The following is an 18,434-nucleotide window of genomic DNA, read 5'->3' on the forward strand; positions in this document are numbered from 1 at the left end:
AGCATCTCTAGAACCTGTTCTACCACGTGCGGGATGATCATATTTTCGGCCCCTGAGGTCGCCCGCATGGCTGGACATCAAGTCCGCCCTGTGCGCAGACTAGAACTTGTTCTACAGTGACCGCAGGCACACTCAAGGATGAGGTAACGAAGAATGACCGCTTCTCCGCGCTCCGGGGACTCCGCAACCGAGGCCGATTACGTAGTCGTCGGATCGGGCAGCGCCGGCGCCATCGTGGCCGGCCGGCTCGCCGAGCGCGGCGCCAGCGTGATCCTGTTGGAAGCAGGCCGCAAGGACAACACCCGCCTGGTCACCATGCCCGGCGCGATCAGCATGGTGCACACCGTCCCGCAGCTGAAGAAGCGCGTGACGTGGAAGCAGTTCTCCATCCCGCAGAAGCACGCCAACGATCGCAAGATCCCGATGACGCGCGGCAAGGTGCTCGGCGGCTCCAGCTCCGTCAACGGCATGCTCTACGTGCGCGGCAACCGGGCCAACTTCGATTCCTGGGCCGCCGAAGGCAATACGGGCTGGAGCTACGACGAGGTGCTCCCCGCCTACAAGAGCCTGGAGAACTGGCAGGACGGCGCGAGCGAGGTGCGCGGCGCGGGCGGTCCCATCGAGGTCACCCGGCAGCAGGACCTGACCCCGATCGCCCAGCAGTTCATGGTCGCCGCCTCCGACACCCTCGGCGCGCCGATCATCGAGGACTACAACGGCGAATCGCAGGAAGGCATCTCGATCTTCCAGCAGAGCGTGAAAAACGGTCTGCGCTACAGCTCTTCGCGCGGTTTCATCACCGATCGGCCGAACTCCAACCTGACCGTGCTCACCCATGTGCACGTGACCCGGGTCGTGATCGAGAAGGGCCGCGCCACCGGCGTGGAACTGGCCGAGAAGAACGGCACCCGCCGAATCATCAAGGCCGCCAAGGAGGTCATCGTCTCCGGTGGCGTCATCGGCTCCGCGCAGCTGCTCATGCTGTCCGGCGTCGGCCCGGCCGCGCACCTGCGCGAACTCGGCATCGACGTGCTCGCCGATCTGCCCGTCGGGCAGAACCTGCACGACCACCTGTTCGTGCCGATGACCTTCATCTCCAAAAAGGCCATCCACCGCGGCATTCCGACGCACTTCGCCAGCGGCATCATGCAGGAACTGGCCCGCCCGGGCAGCTCCTGGATGGGGCGCACGGTCTTCGAAGCGTGCGGCTTCGTCAAGACCAAGTACGCCGAGGGCGACTACCCGGATATGCAGATCCACACCCTGCCGTGGAGCTACCCCATCCCCAACCAGGATGAGGACAAGCTGCACCTGGTGGATCGCCGTCCCGGCTTCACCATCTTCCCGAGCCTCATCTACCCCAAGAGCCGCGGCGAACTGAAGCTGGCCTCGAACGATCCGTTCGCCTCCCCGCTCATCGATCCGGGCTACCTGAGCGATCCGCGCGATACCGAATTCCTCATCGAGGGCATTCGGATGATCCGGGAGATCATGGCGCACAAGAGCATTGCCGGTGACTGGTCCGAGGAGCTCGCCCCCGGCCCCGCCCTGCAGGACGAGACCGCGCTGCGCGCCGAGCTGCCCAACCGCGTGCACTCCATCTACCACCCGGTCGGCACCTGCCGCATGGGCGTGGACGAGCGCGCGGTCGTCGATCCGACGCTCAAGGTGAACGGCATCGAGGGCCTGCGCGTCGCGGACGCCTCGATCATGCCGAGCATCACCGGCGGCAACACCAACGCACCGAGCTACCTCATCGGCGAGAAGGCCGCGGAGTTCATCGGCGCGTAAGCACCGAGCAGGACGGCGGTTCCGGAAGAACTGTTACTTCCCTTACGGTTCCGGAACCGCCGGTCACCGACCACAACGCGCGGTGACCGCTCCGCCCCGGGACTGACGATTCAGCGCCCGGGGCGGAGTTCGTTGTGCACTACCGATGGGAATGCGATGCCGCCACTGCCGCTCGATGTCTGGCTGAACGTCCCGGTTGCCGAATCCGCTGCGCGCGCACGGGAACTGCGTGCGGCGGGGGTGGACGGCGTCTTCACCTTCGAGGGCGCGCACGATGTCTTCCTGCCGCTCACCCTGGCCGCGGACTCCGGCCTGGGGCTCATGACCAATGTGGCGATCGCGTTCCCGCGCAGCCCGATTCACCTCGCGCACGCCGCCTATGACCTACAGCTGTTGTCCGGCGGGCGATTCCGGCTCGGACTGGGTTCGCAGATCCGCCCGCATATCGAGCGCCGCTACGGCAGCACCTGGTCCCGCCCGGTGGATCGGATGGGCGATACCGTCGCGGCGGTGCGAGAGATCCTGCGCGCCTGGCAGACCGGGGAACGCCTGAACCATCGCGGCGAATTCTGGCAGCACACCCTGATGCCGCCGAACTTCGATCCCGGCCCCAATCCGCACGGTGTGCCGCCGGTGCTGGTCGGCGCGCTCGGCCCGCGCATGACCGAGATGGCGGCGCGGGTGGCGGACGGCATACTCGTCATGCCCTTCAATACCGAGCGGCACTTCCGCGAGCGCACGCTACCGGCGATCGACAGGGGCCTGGCGGGCGCGGACCGCCCGTTCGAGATCATCGCGGAAGCCATTGTGGCCATGGGACATTCGGACGAGGAGATCGATACCGCGCGACAATCGGTGCGCAACCTGCTTTCCTTCTACGGCTCGACACCGTCCTATCGCCCGGTGCTGGAGGTGGAAGGCTGGGCCGATCTGCAACCGGAACTGAACCTGCTGTCCAAACAGGGCCGCTGGCAGGAGATGGCGAAGCTGATCGACGATCCCATGGTCGACGCGCTCACCGTGAGCGGGACGCCCGCGCAGTGCGCGGCGCGGATCCGCGATCGATTCGGTGACCGGATATCCCGGGTGTGCTGCTACTTCCCGGGGTATCCGGTCACCGACGGCGCTATCGCGGACCTGGCCGCGGCACTGAAATAGCCTGCCGCCTACTCGATCACGATCGGTTCGCCGAGTTCGTACACGCTCTGCCGCCCGGTCATATCCGTCACCAGCAGCCGCGGCAGATTAGGGCCCGGATCGGTGTAGGCGTGCGACACCGCCGTGCCCTTGGTGACGATGTGCGCGCCGTCGCCGAAGTACCAGTCGTACTGGCGGATCGCACCGCCCGCGGGTTCGGCGTCGAAATCCACCATGGTCCCGGCGGGCCCGGCCGTCCGGGAGACGGTGAAGCCGTCGCCGGAAGGTCCACCGCCACCGAACCATTCGCGCATGGCGGGGTTCAGCAGGAAGGCCCTGGCGTATTCCCGCGCCCCATCGGGGTCCGCGTGCGCGATGGCGGTCGCCCGGCACTGCGGCGGCACATCGGTGAGTTGCGGACAGGCCAGCAGGCGCAGTGAGATCTCCTCGTCGCCGAGCGGATTCATCCACAGCTTGCGATCACCGTCCTGACTGGCGAGACCGTCCGCGGCGACCGCGTACGCCTCCCCCGCGACGGCATTGGCCTGCGCCGCCGCCTGCCGGAACGCCTCCGCCGAGGCACGCACGAATTCGGACCAGCGTGCGCGCAACACCTCCGGCACGCCCGGTGCGTCCGCGCCGTGGAAGTAGTTGGACACCAGTACCTTCGGATTGCCGGGCAGCGCGTGCGCCTTCTCGATGGCCGCGCGCATACCGCGCCCGCCGTATCCGAGTTTCGCACCGCTGAAGTACGGCACCCCCGCCGCCGGGTTCACCGCCTCGGCTCCGAGGCCGCCGCATTCCCGCCGCACCGCGGCGGTCAGATCCCTGGTGCCCGGGGTGACCCCGACCGGAATGCCGAAGACCGGATCCAGATCGTTGATGCAGCCGTCCAGCAGCACCAGGTCCACCGGGTAGCCGTGCGCGCGGGCCTCGGCCCCCGCCTGCTCCAATTGGCAGAACACATCGGGTAGTTCATTGGCGCCGGATTCGTCGGCGGTCTTGGTGTCCAGGGGGCAGCTGGCGTCGCCGGCGCCCGTGTGCAGGCCGGGGGCGTCCAGTGCCGCACCGGAGACCGAATAGTCGTGTAGTCGCGTGGCGCGCCCGGTCTGATCACCGAGCGTCTGGGCGGTCAGGCCCGCGAAGGTGCGGTCCAGATCCAGCCCCTGTCCCCAGGTGACCGCGTCACCGGCCGAGACCACGTGCAACGGGCGGCATTCCCGGCCCACCCGCAGGTTCCAGGGCTTGCCGTAACCGCTCGCCGCGCCGCCGGGGACTCTGGCGCGGGCATCCACCCGTAGTCGGCCGTCCGCGGGCAGTTCGTCCTGGCCGATATCGAAGCCGATGGTCATCACATCGCTGTTCATCGGGATGATGCCGGTGCGAATCGGTTGTCCGCCGCCGAGAATTCGCCATTCCACATCGGCGTGCGCGGGCACCCCGGTCGGGAAGTACACGGCGGTGGTGCCGTGCAGCGGACCGGCGCACTGCCCGTCCGCGGGCGTACTGACATCGATGATGAGCGGTAATTCGGGGATGACGTCGGCCCGGGCCACCGGCCCGGCCGCCGCTGTCGCACCCACCAGCACGGGCAGCACAGCCGCCCGTAACCAGCGGGATCGCCACAACTTCACATGCGCCTCCTGAGGCATTCCGCAACTTGACAGCAGCCATAGTGCGGGGGACCCGGCCGGGGTCGATCAGGCGCGCCGAATTGGCCTAATTTAGTCCTTTTGACCGGCGTTTCTGCTAGACAAACGGTATGAATGCGAGAAACCTCACGCTCGCTACACTGGCTTTCGGCCTCACCTTCTGGGCCTGGAACCTGATTGGACCGCTATCCAGTAGTTACACAGACGATTTGGGTCTGTCCCCCGGTCAGACCTCGATGCTGGTGGCCACACCGGTGCTCGTCGGCTCGCTCGGCCGCATTCCGGCCGGCGTGCTCGCCGACAAGTTCGGCGGGCGGCTCATGTTCGCCGTCATCTGCTTCATCTCGATCATTCCCACGCTCTTCGTGGGCTGGTCGAATTCCTATGGGGCGCTCATCTTCTGGGGTTTCTTCCTGGGCATCGCGGGCACCTCGTTCGCGGTCGGCGTTCCGTTCGTGAACGCGTGGTTCGAACCGGCCCGGCGCGGCTTCGCCACCGGCGTGTTCGGTGCGGGCATGGGCGGCACCGCGCTCTCGGCGCTGCTGACCCCGCGGCTGGTCGATCACCTCGGCCGCGCCACCACCCACGTCATCATGGCCGTGGCGCTGGCGATCATGGGCGTGATCATGCTGATGTTCAGCCGCAACTCACCGAACTGGAGCCCGGCCACCGAGCCTGCGCTACCGCGCATTCGAGAGGCGTTGAAGCTCAAGGCGACCTGGCAGGGCTCGCTGCTGTACGCGGTGGCGTTCGGCGGTTTCGTGGCCTTCTCCACCTATCTGCCGACGGTGCTGCGCAATGTGTACGAGTTCGCGCAGTCCGATGCGGGCCTGCGCACCGCCGGGTTCTCCATCGCGGGCGTGCTAGCCCGGCCGCTGGGCGGCACGCTCTCGGACAAACTGGGGCCGGTCAAGGTGCTGGCCATCTCGTTCGCGGGCACCGCGATCATGGCGGTGGTGCTGAGTTTCGAACCGCCGCAGGAGTTTCCGGCCGGCACCAGCCTGGTGCTGATGGCCTTCTTCCTCGGCCTGGGCACCGGCGGCGTGTTCGCGCTGATCGCCAAGCTGGTGGATCCGGCCCGGGTCGGCACCGTGACCGGCGTGGTCGGTGCGGCGGGCGGACTGGGCGGCTATTTCCCGCCCTTGGTCATGGGCCTGGTCTACAGCTCCCGGCACGACTACACGCTCGGCTATCTACTGCTGGCACTGACCGCCGCGGCCGCCTTCGCGTACACCCTGAAGGTGGGTCGAGAAATCTGAATTCTGTTCAGCCCCAGCATTTTTCGTGAATGCAAGATCTTCTTAAGGCCGTGCCAAGCACGGCCCCGCATTGTTGTGTGCAACACCGGGACACACCGGTAAAGCCACCACAGATGTCCTGCCGCGAAGGGGGCGGCAGGCCGGGCGCTGGAACCCGCCGAACCTGTCCACGAGGGGTGTCAGGATCGGCGGGTTCCGCGTTTCGAATCCCACCGCCGGGTGATCTTGATACCCGGTATCGTGGAGATAAGTGCGCCAAGGAGATTGGATCCGACGATGGAAACAGTGATCGTCTTCGTGTTGGCCTGTGTGATCTATTGGTTCGGCCTCATACGCTGACCCGCAGGGGTCGCCGCCACCGCCACCAGGGCATCGGCGATCTGCGCACAGAAGACGTCGGCGTCGTCGGTGCCGTGCGTGAGCGCCCGGAACAGGGTCGCGCCCCGCAGCAGTTCGAACACCGCGTCCGCATCGCATCCGGGATCGGCCTGACCGGCCGTCACCGCACCCGCGAGCAACTCGCCCAGCGCCTCCCGGGTCGGCAGTTCTCCGCGATCGAGCAGCCGGCGGTAGCTGTCGTGGTCGTCGTGATACTCCGAGAGCAGTCCCGGAATCGCCGAGCGGGCCGCCGGATGCGCCGATGCGGACAGGAACAGTCGCGTCCAGGCGAGCAGATCCGCCCGTAGATCACCGCTCGGGACCGGATGGTTGAACTCGTCGAGCGCGAAGATCGCATCCTCGACCAGTGCCCGCTTACTCGGCCAGCGGCGGTAGATCGAGGTGGTGACCACCCCCGCCCGGCGCGCGACCGCGGCGATCGTGGTGGCCTGATAGCCCTCGCTGACCAGCAGTTCCTGTGTCGCGGTCAGCAATTGCGCGTCCAGCTGCGGATCGCGGGGGCGGCCGGGGCCGGAGCGGGCCTGCGACGGTGCGCTCACCGGGGTTCTCCCAACTGGTCGAAGCGATTTCTGCGATTGAGGTTACATCCAGACCTTCTTTCAAATACGCTGCGCCTCGTATTCGAATTACCACCGAGAGGCACCCGTCAATGTTGACGCCCCAGGACGAACTGCTCTGCCATCAGCTGCCCACCACGTTCGACCATGTGCAGCAGAGCGATCTGCGCTGGACCGAACGCGTGGTCATGTACGGCTTCGACACCACCGGCGAGGTGAGCGTCATGACCGGTATGGCGCGCTACCCCAACCGCAATCTCATCGACGCCTACGCCATGATCACCATCGGCGACAAGGCGCATACCGTGCGCCTGTCCCGGCAGATCGACGACCGCTACGACGGCCTCGGCTCCTGGCGGGTCGGACCGTTCACCTACGAGATCGTCGAACCGCTGCGCAAGGTGCGTGCCACCCTCGCCGACAATGAGCACGGCATCCGGCTCCAACTCGAATTCGACGCCCAATTCCCGGCTTACGAACAGGAGCCCGCCTTCTTCCGCACTCGCGGACGAGTCCGCGAGGACGCGCGGCGGTACTACCAGAACGGCCGCGTCTCAGGGTGGCTCGAGGTCGAGGGGGCACGAATCGAGATCGACCCCGCCACCTGGTGGTTCGGCCGCGATCACTCCTGGGGCACCCGGCACGGAGGCGGCGGCGGGGCCATCAACGAAGGCGGCGGCGTATTGCAGCCCAACGAGATACCGGATGGCGTCCTCTACTACATGGGCATCTTCCAATTCGAGGACGAGCTGGTGCATTTCGCGCAGCGCGAGACCCCGGAGGGACACCGCTGGCACTTCGAGGGGACCGTCCTGCCGCCGCTCGACTCCGACGCGCAACCGCAGCCGGTACGCGACGCGGGGCACGAGCTCACCTTCCGCGACGATTTCCGCATCGTCCGCGGCGGCACGTTCAGCATCGTGGACGCGGCCGGTAAGACCCGCGAATTCACCATCACCCCGGTCTCGGACTTCTGGCCCGGCCTGGCCGGTTACGACCTGTATCGCGGCTATGCCTCGGGGATCTGGAAGGGGGAGCAATGGAGCGACAGTTTCGTCGCCGACCTCACCGATACCGCGGACCTGAAGCAGGTCGGCATGCTGAGTGAAACCTTCTGCCGGGTCGAGACGGACGGCAAGGTCGGATACGGCCTGGTCGAAATGGTCTTCATGGGCCGCAATGAGAAGTACGGGTACGAAGGGTACTGAGCGTGAACGCCATTCGACTGCCCGCCGACCGGCTGGCGGCGGGCCTGGAACCGCTGCTGCATCGGAACTTCCCGGTGTCCGGCACTGCCACGGTCCGCGAATTCAAGCGCACCGATCGCGGTTTCGCCACCGAGACATACCTTTTCGAGGTCATCGACGAGAACGGCACGCTGCCACTGGTTTTCCGGCGGCCACCGGAGATGTCGCTGTTCCCGGACTACGATCTGCTGCGCCAGGTGCTGGTCATGCAACGCCTGGCCGCCACCGACATACCGGTGGCGACACCCATGTGGCTCGATCGCGGCGACGCCGATCTCGGCAGCCCGTACTTCGTGATGAACCGGCTCACCGGTGAGGCACCCAGCGACTACCCGTCGTATCACGTAGCGGGAAACTACTTCGAGGCCACACCCGAACAGCGCGCGCGGATGTGGTGGGGCTGCGTCGATACGATCGCCGATATCCATCGATTGGATTGGCGGGCAATGCGACTGGATTTCCTGGCGTTGCCGCGGCACGGTACGGAACCGGTGCAGCAGCTCGTCAACTATCTGGACGCGGCACTGAGCTGGGCGACCGCCGGGGCGCAGCCCGAGACGTATCGGCGCGCCATCGCGTACCTGCGGGCCAATCTCTATGAGCCCGAACACATCGTGCTGAACTGGGGTGATGCCCGGATGTCGAACATCCTGTACGACGGGGACTTCCGGGTCACCGGCGTCCTCGACTGGGAGATCGCGCATCTCGGCGATCACGAGGTCGATCTGGCCTGGCTGCTGTTCCTGGACTGGGCCAGTTCGACTTTCGAGGGACACGAACCATTGCCCGGCACCCCGAGCCGGGACGAGACCATCGCCTACTACGAAAAGCGCAGCGGGATGCGGGTGTGCAACCTGGTGTTCAACGAGATCCTGGCGGCCGTGTTGCTGTCGGTTCCGCTGTTGCGCATGGCGAATCGAGTGCAGCTGCCGCCGGAGATGGATATCACCGGCTTCTGCACCGCCCGAATCGAGCAGCTGCTGTCCTGATGGCGGCTGCTTCACAAAGGAACTCCGCCCCCGGGACTGGCACCGGGGGCGGAGTTCTCGTTTCGACGGCTAGCGGGCGTCGACCAGCTCGTCATCCACCGGCTCGGTGGGCGAAACACCTTCCGCATTCACCGCTTTCGCACCTCGCATCAGGAAAAACGCGAGCACGCAGGCGGCCAGGACGCTGACCGCACCGGCGGTGAAGGTGGTCGACATCGCGTTGGTGAAGGCTTCGCGCGCCGCGGCGATGATCGCGGCGTCACCGCTGCCGATAGCCGGGGCCAGATTCTCGCGCACCAATTCCGGAGCCGATTCCGGCATGCCGTTGGTGTAGGACTTCGCCAGAATCGCGCCCAGCACAGCCACACCCAGCGCACCACCGGTCTGCTGAATGGTGTCGTTCAGGGCCGAGCCGACACCGGCCTGCTCCGGCGGCACCGCACCCATCAGCGCGCCGATCGCGGCGGGCATGGCCAGACCCGCGCCACCGCCGACCAGGGCCATGGCGACCGCGGGCATCCAGAAACCGGAATCGACGGTGAGCGTGGTGAGCACGCCGGTACCCGCCGCCAGCACCAGCAGGCCGCCGATGGTGACGGTGCGGACGCCGAGCTTGCCGATCAGCCCCGCGCCGATGGCCTGACATACCAGGGCCGCCAACGCCATCGGCGTGAACGCCACCGCGGTCTTGATCGGCGAGTAACCGAGCACGAATTGCAGGTACTGGGTGAGTACGAGCAGCAGACCGGCATTGGCGAACACCACCAGCACCAGCGAGAAGCTGGAACCGGTGAAGACCCGATTGCGGAACAGCTGCATGGGCACCATCGGATGTTCGGCCTTCAGCTCACGAATGACGAAGGCGGAGAAGCCGATCACGGCGACGATCAGCGACGGCCACACCCCGGCGAAACCCTTGGCCGGGATTTCGATAATGGTCCACACCAGCGCGGTGGTGCCGACGATCGAGAGCACCATGCCCGGGAAATCCGGAGTCGTCCACGGCCCCTTGGATTCCGGCATGAGCGCCAGCGCCGCGAGAATGGCGACGATCGCGATCGGCACATTCAGCAGGAAGACCGAACCCCACCAGAAGTGGTTCAGCAGTACGCCACCCATCACCGGGCCGCCGACCATGCCGACCATGGCCACCGCGCTCCAGGCGGCAATGGCCTTGGGCCGCTCCTGCTCGTCGAACACGGTGATCAGGATGGACAGTGTGCTCGGCATGATGAGCGCGCCGCCGATGCCCATCACCACGCGGCCCGCGATCAGCGTCTCCGGCGAGGTGGCGTACGCGGCCAGCAGCGAGGCCGCCCCGAACAGCGCCAGTCCGATCACCATCACCAGCCTGCGCCCGAAGCGGTCGGACAGGCTGCCCGAGGTGAGCAGCAGGCCCGCGAACACCAGGATGTAGGAGTCCAGCACCCACTGGATGTCCTGGGTGGTCGCGCCCAGATCCCGGGACAGCTGCGGGATGGCGACATTGAGCACCATATTGTCGATCACCAGCACCAGCGAGCTCAGGCAGAGCACGATCAGGATCAGCCAGCGCCTCGGGTTGCGCTGTGCCGCAGGCGAAGTCACCGCGGCGGCCGCATCGTTCGCAGTCATTTCATTTCCCCTCGAAAAGCTTTCGCCGAACACTGTGCGGCGTTGTCGAACACTGTACGGTCTCCGTACACTGTTCGCAATGCCGCACACCGTTCCAAGATTCGAACAGCGTTCTAGCAGCGGTTATGCTGACCGGCGGACGAAGGAGAAGAGGCCATGAGCGAGGCAGAACAGCCGATCCACTCGGTGTGGACGCGCCAACCCGCGCGCGGTCGCCGCCGCGATCAGCCCGCACTCAGCCGGGATCAGATCGTCGCCGAGGCCCTGGCCCTGCTCGACGCCGAGGGCAATGACGCACTCAGCATGCGCAAGCTCGGCGCTCGCCTCGGCGCGGGGGCCACCTCGCTCTACACCCACGTGGCCAATAAGGACGAGCTGATGGAGCTCATCACCGACGCCGTCTTCGGTGAGCTCACCCCGCCGGTCGCCGGGCCGGACGGCTGGCGGCCCGCCATGGTCGCCTTCACCCGGGACCTGCGCGAGATGATGCTGCGGCACCCCTGGCTGTCCACGGTGCTCGGCGAAATGGGCCTGCTCTACCTCGCCCCGAATATGCTGCGGCTCAACGAATCCGTGCTCAGCCTGCTGGAGGACGCCGGATTCACCCCCGATGACGCCGATACCGCGGTGACGGTGATCTTCTCCTTCGTCATCGGCATGGCACTGAGCGAGGCCGCCGCGCAGGTCACCTTCCGGCGCAGCGGGCTGACCGAGGTCGAATGGTTCCGCAAACTCATGCCAACGGCCGAGGTCGCCGCCCGGCCGTATCCCACCCTGCACCGGCGCTACCTCAAATTCGACGAACAGACCCTCGCACCCGATGTGGATATGCACGCGATTCGCAGCAGCGCCTTCGATATCCAGGTCGGCCGCATTCTCGACGGACTCGACCCGGAACTGCGCAAGGGCCGTTAGCGGCCGGTCGGGAGATTGGCCCCGCCGGTGACATCCAGGACCACGCCGGTGATGAAACCATTGGTGGCCAGGGCGTGTACCGCGCGGCCCAGTTCCGCCGGATTGCCCACGCGGCCAACGGGAGTGGTGGCGGCCAGGCCGTCGAAGAGGTCGCGGCGGCGCTCCTCCGGAACGCGATCCCACCACGGGGTGTCGATGACACCCGGGGAGACCGCGTTGACGCGGACGGGGGCCAATTCGACGGCCAGCGGCGGGACCATCGATTGCAGCGCACCGTTGATCGCCGCCAGGCCCGCCGTACCGGCGAAGGCCGCGCGGGCCGACGCGGCGGTGATGAGGGTGACCGATGCGGTCGGATTCAGATGCGGCAGCGCGGCTTTCAGGATGCGCACCTGCGGCCAGAACTTCTGCGCGAAACCCGCTTCCAGATCGTCGAGGTTCAGTTCGGCGAAGGGGCCGCTGCCCGCCGCGCCGCTGACCGCGATGACCAGGTGATCGATCGGGCCGGACTGCGCGAAGAAGGCGGCGATATCGGCCGGGCTGGTCGCGTCCATGCGATACCCGGTCGCCTTGCCGCCGATGCGGACCAGGGCCGCGTCGATCCTGTCCTGCGCGCGGCCGGTGATGACGACCTCGGCTCCCTGCGCGGCGAAGGTGGTGGCGGTGGCCTCGCCGATGCCGGAGCTGCCGCCCATGACGACTACCCGCTGGACGGTGCCGGCCGAATCCGCTGTGGTCATGTCGAATGCCTTTCTGGATGTGGTCCCGTCTAGGATTACGAGACTCACAGTCTCGACAACGCCGTTATCGAGACTTTTAGTCTCGACAATGCGGTGAGTTGGGTCACAGGAGGCAGCGCATGGAACGACCGCACACCGGACGGCGGCGCAATGAGGCCGCGCACCAGGCGATTCTGGATGCCGCGCTGCGGCTGCTCGCGGAATCCGAGGGGGCCAAGGTGAATATCGACGCCATCGCGAAGGCGGCGGGCGTCGGCAAGCAGACCGTCTACCGCTGGTGGCCGTCCAAGGGCGCACTGCTGCTCGACGCGCTCACCGACAGATCCGAACAGGATGTCGCGCGCCCGGACACCGGATCGCTGCGCGAGGATCTGCTCCAGCTCATCGAGAGCACTTTCGCCGGGGCGCAACGGGTTCCGACCGGACCCGCACTGCGAACCCTGGTGCGCGAGGCCGCCTGGGACGAACACCTCGCGGAATCGCTGCGCACGTTCGCCATGGAACGGCGTGCGGTCGCGCGGGAGGTGCTCGTGCGCGGAGTCGAACGGGGCGAGTTGCGCGCGGACACGGACCTGGATCTATTGCTCGACCAGTTCTACGGGCTGTTCTGGTATCGCTTCATCATCGGACACGCTCCCCTGGACCGGAACACGGCCGCGGCGCTCACCGACGCACTACTGCGCTGACCAACACCGAAAACAACACCGGGCCCGCACCTTTCGAGGTGCGGGCCCGGTCGCTTCGGTCGATCCGGATGTACTCGCTAGCTGTTCAGCCCGGCGCGCACACCCTCTTCGATGCGTTTGCCGAGCTCGGTGTCCACGTTCTTCCAGTACTCGAAGACGCGGCTCAGCACCGGCTCCTGCACTCCGCCCAGCACATGCCCAACCACGTTGGACACCAGGCGATCTCGCTCACCGTCATCGAGCACCTCGCGCACCAGCGTGCCCGGCTGGGTGAAATCGCCGTCCTCGGCATGCTCGATGTAGCCCGCGTGCACCATGGTCGGTTCGAAATCCCACAGGCCGCCGTCGGGGGCCTTGTCCGGATCGGCGTGCGGTCCGCCGTACGAATTCGGTGCGTACACCGGGGTTTTCGCGTCGTTGTAGCTGTATCGCATCGCGCCCTCCTTGGAGTAGGAGTTCACCTCCGCCTTGGGCTGATTCGGCGGCAGCTGCGCGTAATTGGTGCCGATGCGGTAGCGATGCGCGTCCGCGTAGGCGAAGACGCGGCCCAGCAGCATCTTGTCCGGCGAGAAGCCGATGCCCGGAACGACATTCGAGGGCTCGAAGGCGGCCTGTTCGATATCGACGAAGTAGTTGCCCGGGTTGCGGTTCAACGTCCACTTGCCGATTTCGATCAGCGGGTAGTCCTTATGCGACCAGATCTTGGTCAGATCGAACGGGTTGAAGCGGTAGCCCTCGGCGTCCGCGACCGGCATCACCTGCGCATGCAGTGTCCAGCTGGGGAATTCGCCGCGCTCGATGGCCTCCCACAGATCCTGGCGGTGGAAATCGGGATCGGTGCCCGCGCGGGTATCGGCCTCGGCCTGGGTCAGCGACTCCACGCCCTGATCGGTCTTGAAGTGGTACTTCACCCAAAAGCGCTCGCCCGCGGCATTGATCCACTGGTAGGTGTGCGAACCGTAGCCGTTCATATGGCGGTACGACTTGGGCACACCGCGATCGCCCATCAGCCAGGTCACCTGGTGCGCGGTCTCCGGGCGCAGGGTCCAGAAGTCCCACTGCATATTGTGATCGCGAAGTCCGTTGCCGGGCAGGCGTTTCTGCGATCGGATGAAGTCCGGGAACTTGATCGGATCCTTGATGAAGAAGACCGGGGTGTTATTGCCCACCAGATCGTAATTGCCGTCGGGGGTGTAGAACTTCACCGCGAAACCGCGCGGATCACGCCAGGTGTCCGGGGAGCCCTGCTCACCCGCGACGGTGGAGAACCGGACCAGCGATTCGGTGCGCGCACCGGGCTGGAACAGCTTCGCCTTGGTGAAGCGGCTGACGTCGCCGGTCACCACCAGTTCGCCGAACGCGCCCGCGCCCTTGGCGTGCACGATGCGCTCGGGCACCCGCTCGCGGTTGAACTGAGCCAGCTTCTCGATCAGATAGTGGTCGTGCAGCAGGATCGGGCCTTGCGTGCCGGCGGTCAGCGATTCGTCGTCGCTCACCACCGGGGTGCCGGTATTGGTGGTCGTCGGCTTGGTCATTCGAAGCCTCCTCAGGGTGGGGGAAAACTCTTTTTCACCCTGCTCCCTTTTCTGGAGTTAGTCAAGAAAAGCTGGCCGTTTCCTTAAAATAACCTCTCTACCTGCACAGATGAAATCACTGGAATGGGTTCACGCCCGGCGGAACCGTCAGCTGCGGGGTCGGCGGCGTGGTCGGGGCCACCGGCGGCCGATAGGGGTAGCTCGGCCGCGGGATGTTCGACGGCCACTCCCGCAGCAGTTCCGTCGGGAAGGTCGGAAACGGGCGATACGGAAGGGTCGGCGGTGGATACCGCACCCACGACGGGACGACCGGATCGGGTGGCGGGGTGTACGTGGTCTTGCTCGAATCGGGCGAAACACCCGCGACGAGGGCCCGGATGATCAGGAAGATCACCACCCCGACCACCCACTTGGTGACCCGCTTGCCGCGCGCCTGCTGCTTGGTGGTCTCGTACAGGAACTGCGGCTGCGGAGCACTGGCGTGGCGGTTCGCCAGCCGCCGGGTCTCCGCCGCCCGCGCCGCCTGGACCAGGCGATCGTCCTCGGCGGCGAGCCACTCCAGGTGATCGCGCACCGCGGAGCCGTACTCCGGGTCCAGCAGCGCCACCCGGCGCAATTGCTCCGCGCCGCGCGCGCGTTCACCGCCATCGATATCGACGAGCGCGAGTTCGTACAGCGCCTCCGCGTTCTCCGGATCCAGGCGCAGTGCCTCGCGGAACGCCGCCTCGGCTTGTTCGTTGCGCCCCTTCATATTTCGGCGCAGAATGAACCCGCGCAGCAGATGCACGCTGACATCGTCCGGATCGATTTCCAGCGCGGTGTCCAACGTCGCCAAGGCCGCCGCCGGATCCCGATCCCGCTTGGTGGAAGCCAGGATTCGCAGATTATCGGTGTTCTCCGGCATGATCCGCACCGCCTGCTCGGCCGCGACCCGCGCCCGCTCCCGATGCTCGGCCACCGCCTCCGGCCCCAGCTCGACATCGCGAGCCATCCCCAACTCCCCCAGCGCCCGCACCCGCCACGCGAACGTGTTCTCCGGATCCCCCCGCAACGCCAGCGCGCTGTACTCCACCGCCCGCGAATAATCCCGCAGCCGCAACACCACATTGGCCATATCAGCCAGCGCCACAACATCTTCCGGCTCCCCCGCGAGCACCTCCCCCAACGTCTCCCGCGCCGCCTCCAGCCGCCCCAGACTGGCCAGCACCCGAGCCCGCTCGATCCGACTATCCATGGGGCACCAACACAACCGACGGAAACGACCGCAGACCCGACTTGATCGCCGGATCGGTGATCGGAAACAGCGGCGCGGGCCCGGTAGGCCGCACCGGCTGATGCTCACTCGCATCCGCCGAACAACCACTCGCCACCAACCGCACGAACAGCAGAATCGGAATCAACAGCAGCGCCGATCGACCCCAGCGCCGCGACGGTGTCGCGGTTCTCGGCTCCGGATCGCTCGCAGCCCCGGACTGCTCGTACCGCAACCCCTCTCGCCGCTGATCGCGCAGCCGAGCAGCGCCCGCCGCGGCCTCGCGGGCATGCTCGGGTTCCGCGGCAGGCTCGGGTTCCGGGGTGGGCTCGGGCTCCTGAGTGGGCGCGAGTTCGATACGAGTGGGTTTCTCCGCCGGAAGCTTCTCCGGCGCAGCAGGTTCCGCAGTAGGCGCGAGGCTGGTCGGTGCCGTAACGCCGGGGGCCCCGGAGTCGGCCGCCGCGGCTCGGGCCCGGCTCAGCTGCCGCTCGATGCGTGCGATATTGGTGCGCGCGTTCTCCGCGAAACGGGGATCCAGTCGCGCGGACATATGAAAGCGCTCCAGCGCCCGCTCGAGCTGCCCGCGCCGATTTTCGATCAGCCCCAGCTCGAAGGTCGCTGCCGCATTGTCCGGATCGAGCCGGAGCACCTCGTTGAAGGACGCCTCCGCCTGCTCGTCCAAAACGTCTTCGCGCCAACGCAACTGGCGCAGCACCATAGCGCGCACCAGATGGATCTCGGGGATCTCCGAATTGATCTCCAGTGCCCGGTCCAATGCCGCCAGTGCGGCTTCAGGGTCGCTACGGCGCTGCGTCACAGCGAGAATGCGCAGGTTGTCTATGTCGTCGGGGTCCAGTTCCACAGCGCGCTGCGCGGCGGCGAGCGCGGAGGCATTGCGCTTGCCGTACACCTCCGGGCTACTGGTTCCGGTACTACCCAACCGCCAGTACGCCAGCGCTCGACTCCGCCACAGAAACGAACTGTCCGGCCACACCCGCAACCCCGCCGCGCTGTAACCGAGCGAGCGCTCGAAGTCGTCCATTTGATACATCACGTCTGCCATGGCGGCGAGGGCTTGGCCGTTCTCCGGCTCCCCGGCCAGCATCTCCGCCAGCATTTCCCGGGCGGACTCGAGCCGCCCGAGGTTGATCAGCACCCAGGCTCGCTCGATCCGGCTATCCATGGGGCACCACCGGCGGCGGGGACTTCAGCATGGAGATGAAGGCCGGGTCGGTCGCCAGGTTGTAGGGCGGCACATTCCTGGTGGTCGTGACCGTCGGCGGCTGGTGACCGCTCGAATCCGCCGAACAGCCGCTCGCCACCAGTCGCACGAACAGCAGTATGGGGAAAAGTAGTAGCGCTCCGCCCCATCGACGTTGCGGACGCGAGCTGGTGGCGGCCGCCAGTTCACGGGTTGTCGATTTCCCGGATCTGTTGCGGCGCTGCTGGGCTCGTTGCTGTGCGCGCACCCTGGCAGCCTCGGCCGCGATCTCCCGCTCCACTTTCGCGGCCTCGGCCCGTTCGGTCTCGGACTCGATCAGCACGATATGTCGCGCCACCTGTTCGGCCCGTTCCGAATCCCCTCGCTCCGAATCCCATTGCCCCACCTTGCGCAACCGCGCCAGGGCGGCCCGGCGACGCCCGCACAACCAGTCGGTCAGCGCCAATTCGTGTGCGGCGGCGGCATTTCGGGGGTCGATGGCGAGTTGGTCACGCAGCACCGCCACTCCCGCGTCGAAGCTCTCCGGGGTGGTCTCACGCCAGCGCTCCGGGTCGAACCGGCGCAGTTCGGCGAGCACCTCGGCATTCCATTCGCCGGTGGGTCCCGACGGAGTCGGTGCGGGCACCGGATCGGACGCGAGGTCGGGCTCGGACACGGGGTCTCGCTCGGACGCGGGGTCTCGGGTGGAAGCCGCACCGGTATCGGAGTAGACCAGGGTGACTCCGGCGGCCCGGTACTCGTGCTTGATCCGGTCGATGTAGTGCCGCGCCGACTCCGCGTAGTACGGGTCGATCCGTGCGGCCATATGCAGCCGCTCGGCCGCCTGTCGTCGATTCCCATGCTCGAAGTCGAGGACGCCGAGGTGGTAGAGGGCTTCGGCGCTGTTCGGTTCCAGGCGGAGTGATTCGTGATAGGCGACTCGGGCTCGCTCGATGAATTCCGCGCCGCGCGACTTCAGGCTGTATAGCACCGCGGCATGCAGGGAGTGCAGAGCGGCGTCCTCGGCATCGATTTCCAGTGCGCGCCCTACCGTCTCGAGGGCGGTGTCCGGATCGGATTCGGCCTGCGTCACCGCGAGAATGCGCAGGCTGGCAACGTCCTCCCCATCGATCTGCACGGCACGCAAGGCATTCGCCAGGGCATCGGCGTAGTACCGGCGCGCGGTGTCCGGCTCGGCGGCGGCCCGGCGGCCCAGCATCCAGAAGGCCGCGGCCCGCGAGCGCCACAGCGACGCGTTCTCGGGTAGTGATCGCAGCGCGTCGCCGCTGTATCGAACCGATCGCTGGTAGTCACCGAGCCGATACTCGATATCGGCCATCAGGGCCAGCGCCGGCAGACTCTCCGGCTCGCCGGCGAGCACCTCCGCCAGCAACTCCCGGGCGGCTTCCGACCGCCCCAGTTGAACGAGCACGGCGGCCCGTTCGATACGACTATCCATT

Annotated in this window: 15 protein-coding genes; 7 read left to right on the forward strand and 8 right to left on the reverse strand. The window is 66.8% G+C overall.

Features of this window, described 5'->3' with window-relative positions:
* Window positions 1–153 precede the first annotated feature (153 nt).
* Together ACFVUS_RS19660 and ACFVUS_RS19665 are read left to right on the forward strand one after the other, a co-directional pair.
* Window positions 154–1,791 carry a GMC family oxidoreductase gene (locus ACFVUS_RS19660; protein ID WP_387767885.1) on the forward strand — a complete coding sequence of 546 codons (1,638 nt, stop codon included), beginning with the start codon at window positions 154–156 and terminating at the stop codon, window positions 1,789–1,791.
* 165 nt (window positions 1,792–1,956) lie between these two features.
* Window positions 1,957–2,949 carry a TIGR03617 family F420-dependent LLM class oxidoreductase gene (locus ACFVUS_RS19665; RefSeq protein ID WP_387770023.1) on the forward strand — a complete coding sequence of 331 codons (993 nt, stop codon included), beginning with the start codon at window positions 1,957–1,959 and terminating at the stop codon, window positions 2,947–2,949.
* Between the two features lie 8 nt (window positions 2,950–2,957).
* Here ACFVUS_RS19665 and ACFVUS_RS19670 read toward each other — a convergent pair whose 3' ends face one another.
* On the reverse strand, window positions 2,958–4,562 hold the full coding sequence (locus ACFVUS_RS19670; RefSeq protein ID WP_387767888.1) for a PKD domain-containing protein: 1,605 nt from the start codon (window positions 4,560–4,562) through the stop codon (window positions 2,958–2,960).
* A 128-nt stretch (window positions 4,563–4,690) separates the two neighbouring features.
* On the opposite strand from ACFVUS_RS19670, the gene ACFVUS_RS19675 reads away from it, so the two are divergent.
* Entirely contained in the window at window positions 4,691–5,839 is a 1,149-nt protein-coding gene (locus ACFVUS_RS19675; RefSeq protein ID WP_387767891.1) for a nitrate/nitrite transporter, read from the forward strand.
* Window positions 5,840–6,153: 314 nt separating this feature from the next.
* On the opposite strand, the gene ACFVUS_RS19680 is transcribed toward ACFVUS_RS19675, so the two are convergent.
* On the reverse strand, window positions 6,154–6,777 hold the full coding sequence (locus ACFVUS_RS19680; RefSeq protein ID WP_387767894.1) for a TetR/AcrR family transcriptional regulator: 624 nt from the start codon (window positions 6,775–6,777) through the stop codon (window positions 6,154–6,156).
* Window positions 6,778–6,887: 110 nt separating this feature from the next.
* Here ACFVUS_RS19680 and ACFVUS_RS19685 point away from each other — a divergent pair, with 110 nt between their 5' ends.
* A complete protein-coding gene (locus ACFVUS_RS19685) occupies window positions 6,888–8,003 on the forward strand; it encodes a hypothetical protein (RefSeq protein WP_387767897.1) in 1,116 nt (371 codons plus the stop codon).
* A 2-nt stretch (window positions 8,004–8,005) separates the two neighbouring features.
* A complete protein-coding gene (locus ACFVUS_RS19690; protein ID WP_387767900.1) occupies window positions 8,006–9,031 on the forward strand; it encodes a phosphotransferase family protein in 1,026 nt (341 codons plus the stop codon).
* Window positions 9,032–9,100: 69 nt separating this feature from the next.
* Here the strand turns inward: ACFVUS_RS19690 and ACFVUS_RS19695 are convergent, their stop codons facing one another.
* The gene (locus ACFVUS_RS19695; RefSeq protein ID WP_387767903.1) at window positions 9,101–10,645 is read right to left on the reverse strand and encodes an MFS transporter; all 1,545 of its coding nucleotides are present in this window, start codon (window positions 10,643–10,645) and stop codon (window positions 9,101–9,103) included.
* Between the two features lie 156 nt (window positions 10,646–10,801).
* On the opposite strand from ACFVUS_RS19695, the gene ACFVUS_RS19700 reads away from it, so the two are divergent.
* Window positions 10,802–11,560, forward strand: coding sequence for a TetR/AcrR family transcriptional regulator (locus ACFVUS_RS19700; protein WP_387767906.1), 759 nt, complete (start codon window positions 10,802–10,804; stop codon window positions 11,558–11,560).
* Here the strand turns inward: ACFVUS_RS19700 and ACFVUS_RS19705 are convergent.
* The gene (locus ACFVUS_RS19705) at window positions 11,557–12,300 is read right to left on the reverse strand and encodes an SDR family oxidoreductase (protein ID WP_387767909.1); all 744 of its coding nucleotides are present in this window, start codon (window positions 12,298–12,300) and stop codon (window positions 11,557–11,559) included. The genes ACFVUS_RS19700 and ACFVUS_RS19705 overlap by 4 nt on opposite strands.
* 119 nt (window positions 12,301–12,419) lie before the next feature.
* Between ACFVUS_RS19705 and ACFVUS_RS19710 the strand changes: the two genes are divergently transcribed.
* Window positions 12,420–12,986 carry a TetR/AcrR family transcriptional regulator gene (locus tag ACFVUS_RS19710; RefSeq protein ID WP_387767912.1) on the forward strand — a complete coding sequence of 189 codons (567 nt, stop codon included), beginning with the start codon at window positions 12,420–12,422 and terminating at the stop codon, window positions 12,984–12,986.
* A 77-nt stretch (window positions 12,987–13,063) separates the two neighbouring features.
* On the opposite strand, the gene ACFVUS_RS19715 is transcribed toward ACFVUS_RS19710, so the two are convergent.
* From ACFVUS_RS19715 to ACFVUS_RS19730, 4 genes are all read right to left on the reverse strand, one after another.
* Entirely contained in the window at window positions 13,064–14,521 is a 1,458-nt protein-coding gene (locus tag ACFVUS_RS19715; RefSeq protein WP_387767915.1) for a catalase, read from the reverse strand.
* Between the two features lie 115 nt (window positions 14,522–14,636).
* Window positions 14,637–15,755 carry a tetratricopeptide repeat protein gene (locus ACFVUS_RS19720; protein ID WP_387767918.1) on the reverse strand — a complete coding sequence of 373 codons (1,119 nt, stop codon included), beginning with the start codon at window positions 15,753–15,755 and terminating at the stop codon, window positions 14,637–14,639.
* Window positions 15,748–16,956 carry a tetratricopeptide repeat protein gene (locus ACFVUS_RS19725; RefSeq protein WP_387767921.1) on the reverse strand — a complete coding sequence of 403 codons (1,209 nt, stop codon included), beginning with the start codon at window positions 16,954–16,956 and terminating at the stop codon, window positions 15,748–15,750. Before ACFVUS_RS19725 ends, ACFVUS_RS19720 begins: the two co-directional genes overlap by 8 nt.
* The gene (locus tag ACFVUS_RS19730) at window positions 16,949–18,433 is read right to left on the reverse strand and encodes a tetratricopeptide repeat protein (protein WP_387767925.1); all 1,485 of its coding nucleotides are present in this window, start codon (window positions 18,431–18,433) and stop codon (window positions 16,949–16,951) included. Before ACFVUS_RS19730 ends, ACFVUS_RS19725 begins: the two co-directional genes overlap by 8 nt.
* Window position 18,434: the final 1 nt, after the last annotated feature.

It is taken from the genome of Nocardia sp. NPDC058058, from assembly GCF_042885355.1.
Classification (GTDB): Bacteria; Actinomycetota; Actinomycetes; order Mycobacteriales; family Mycobacteriaceae; genus Nocardia.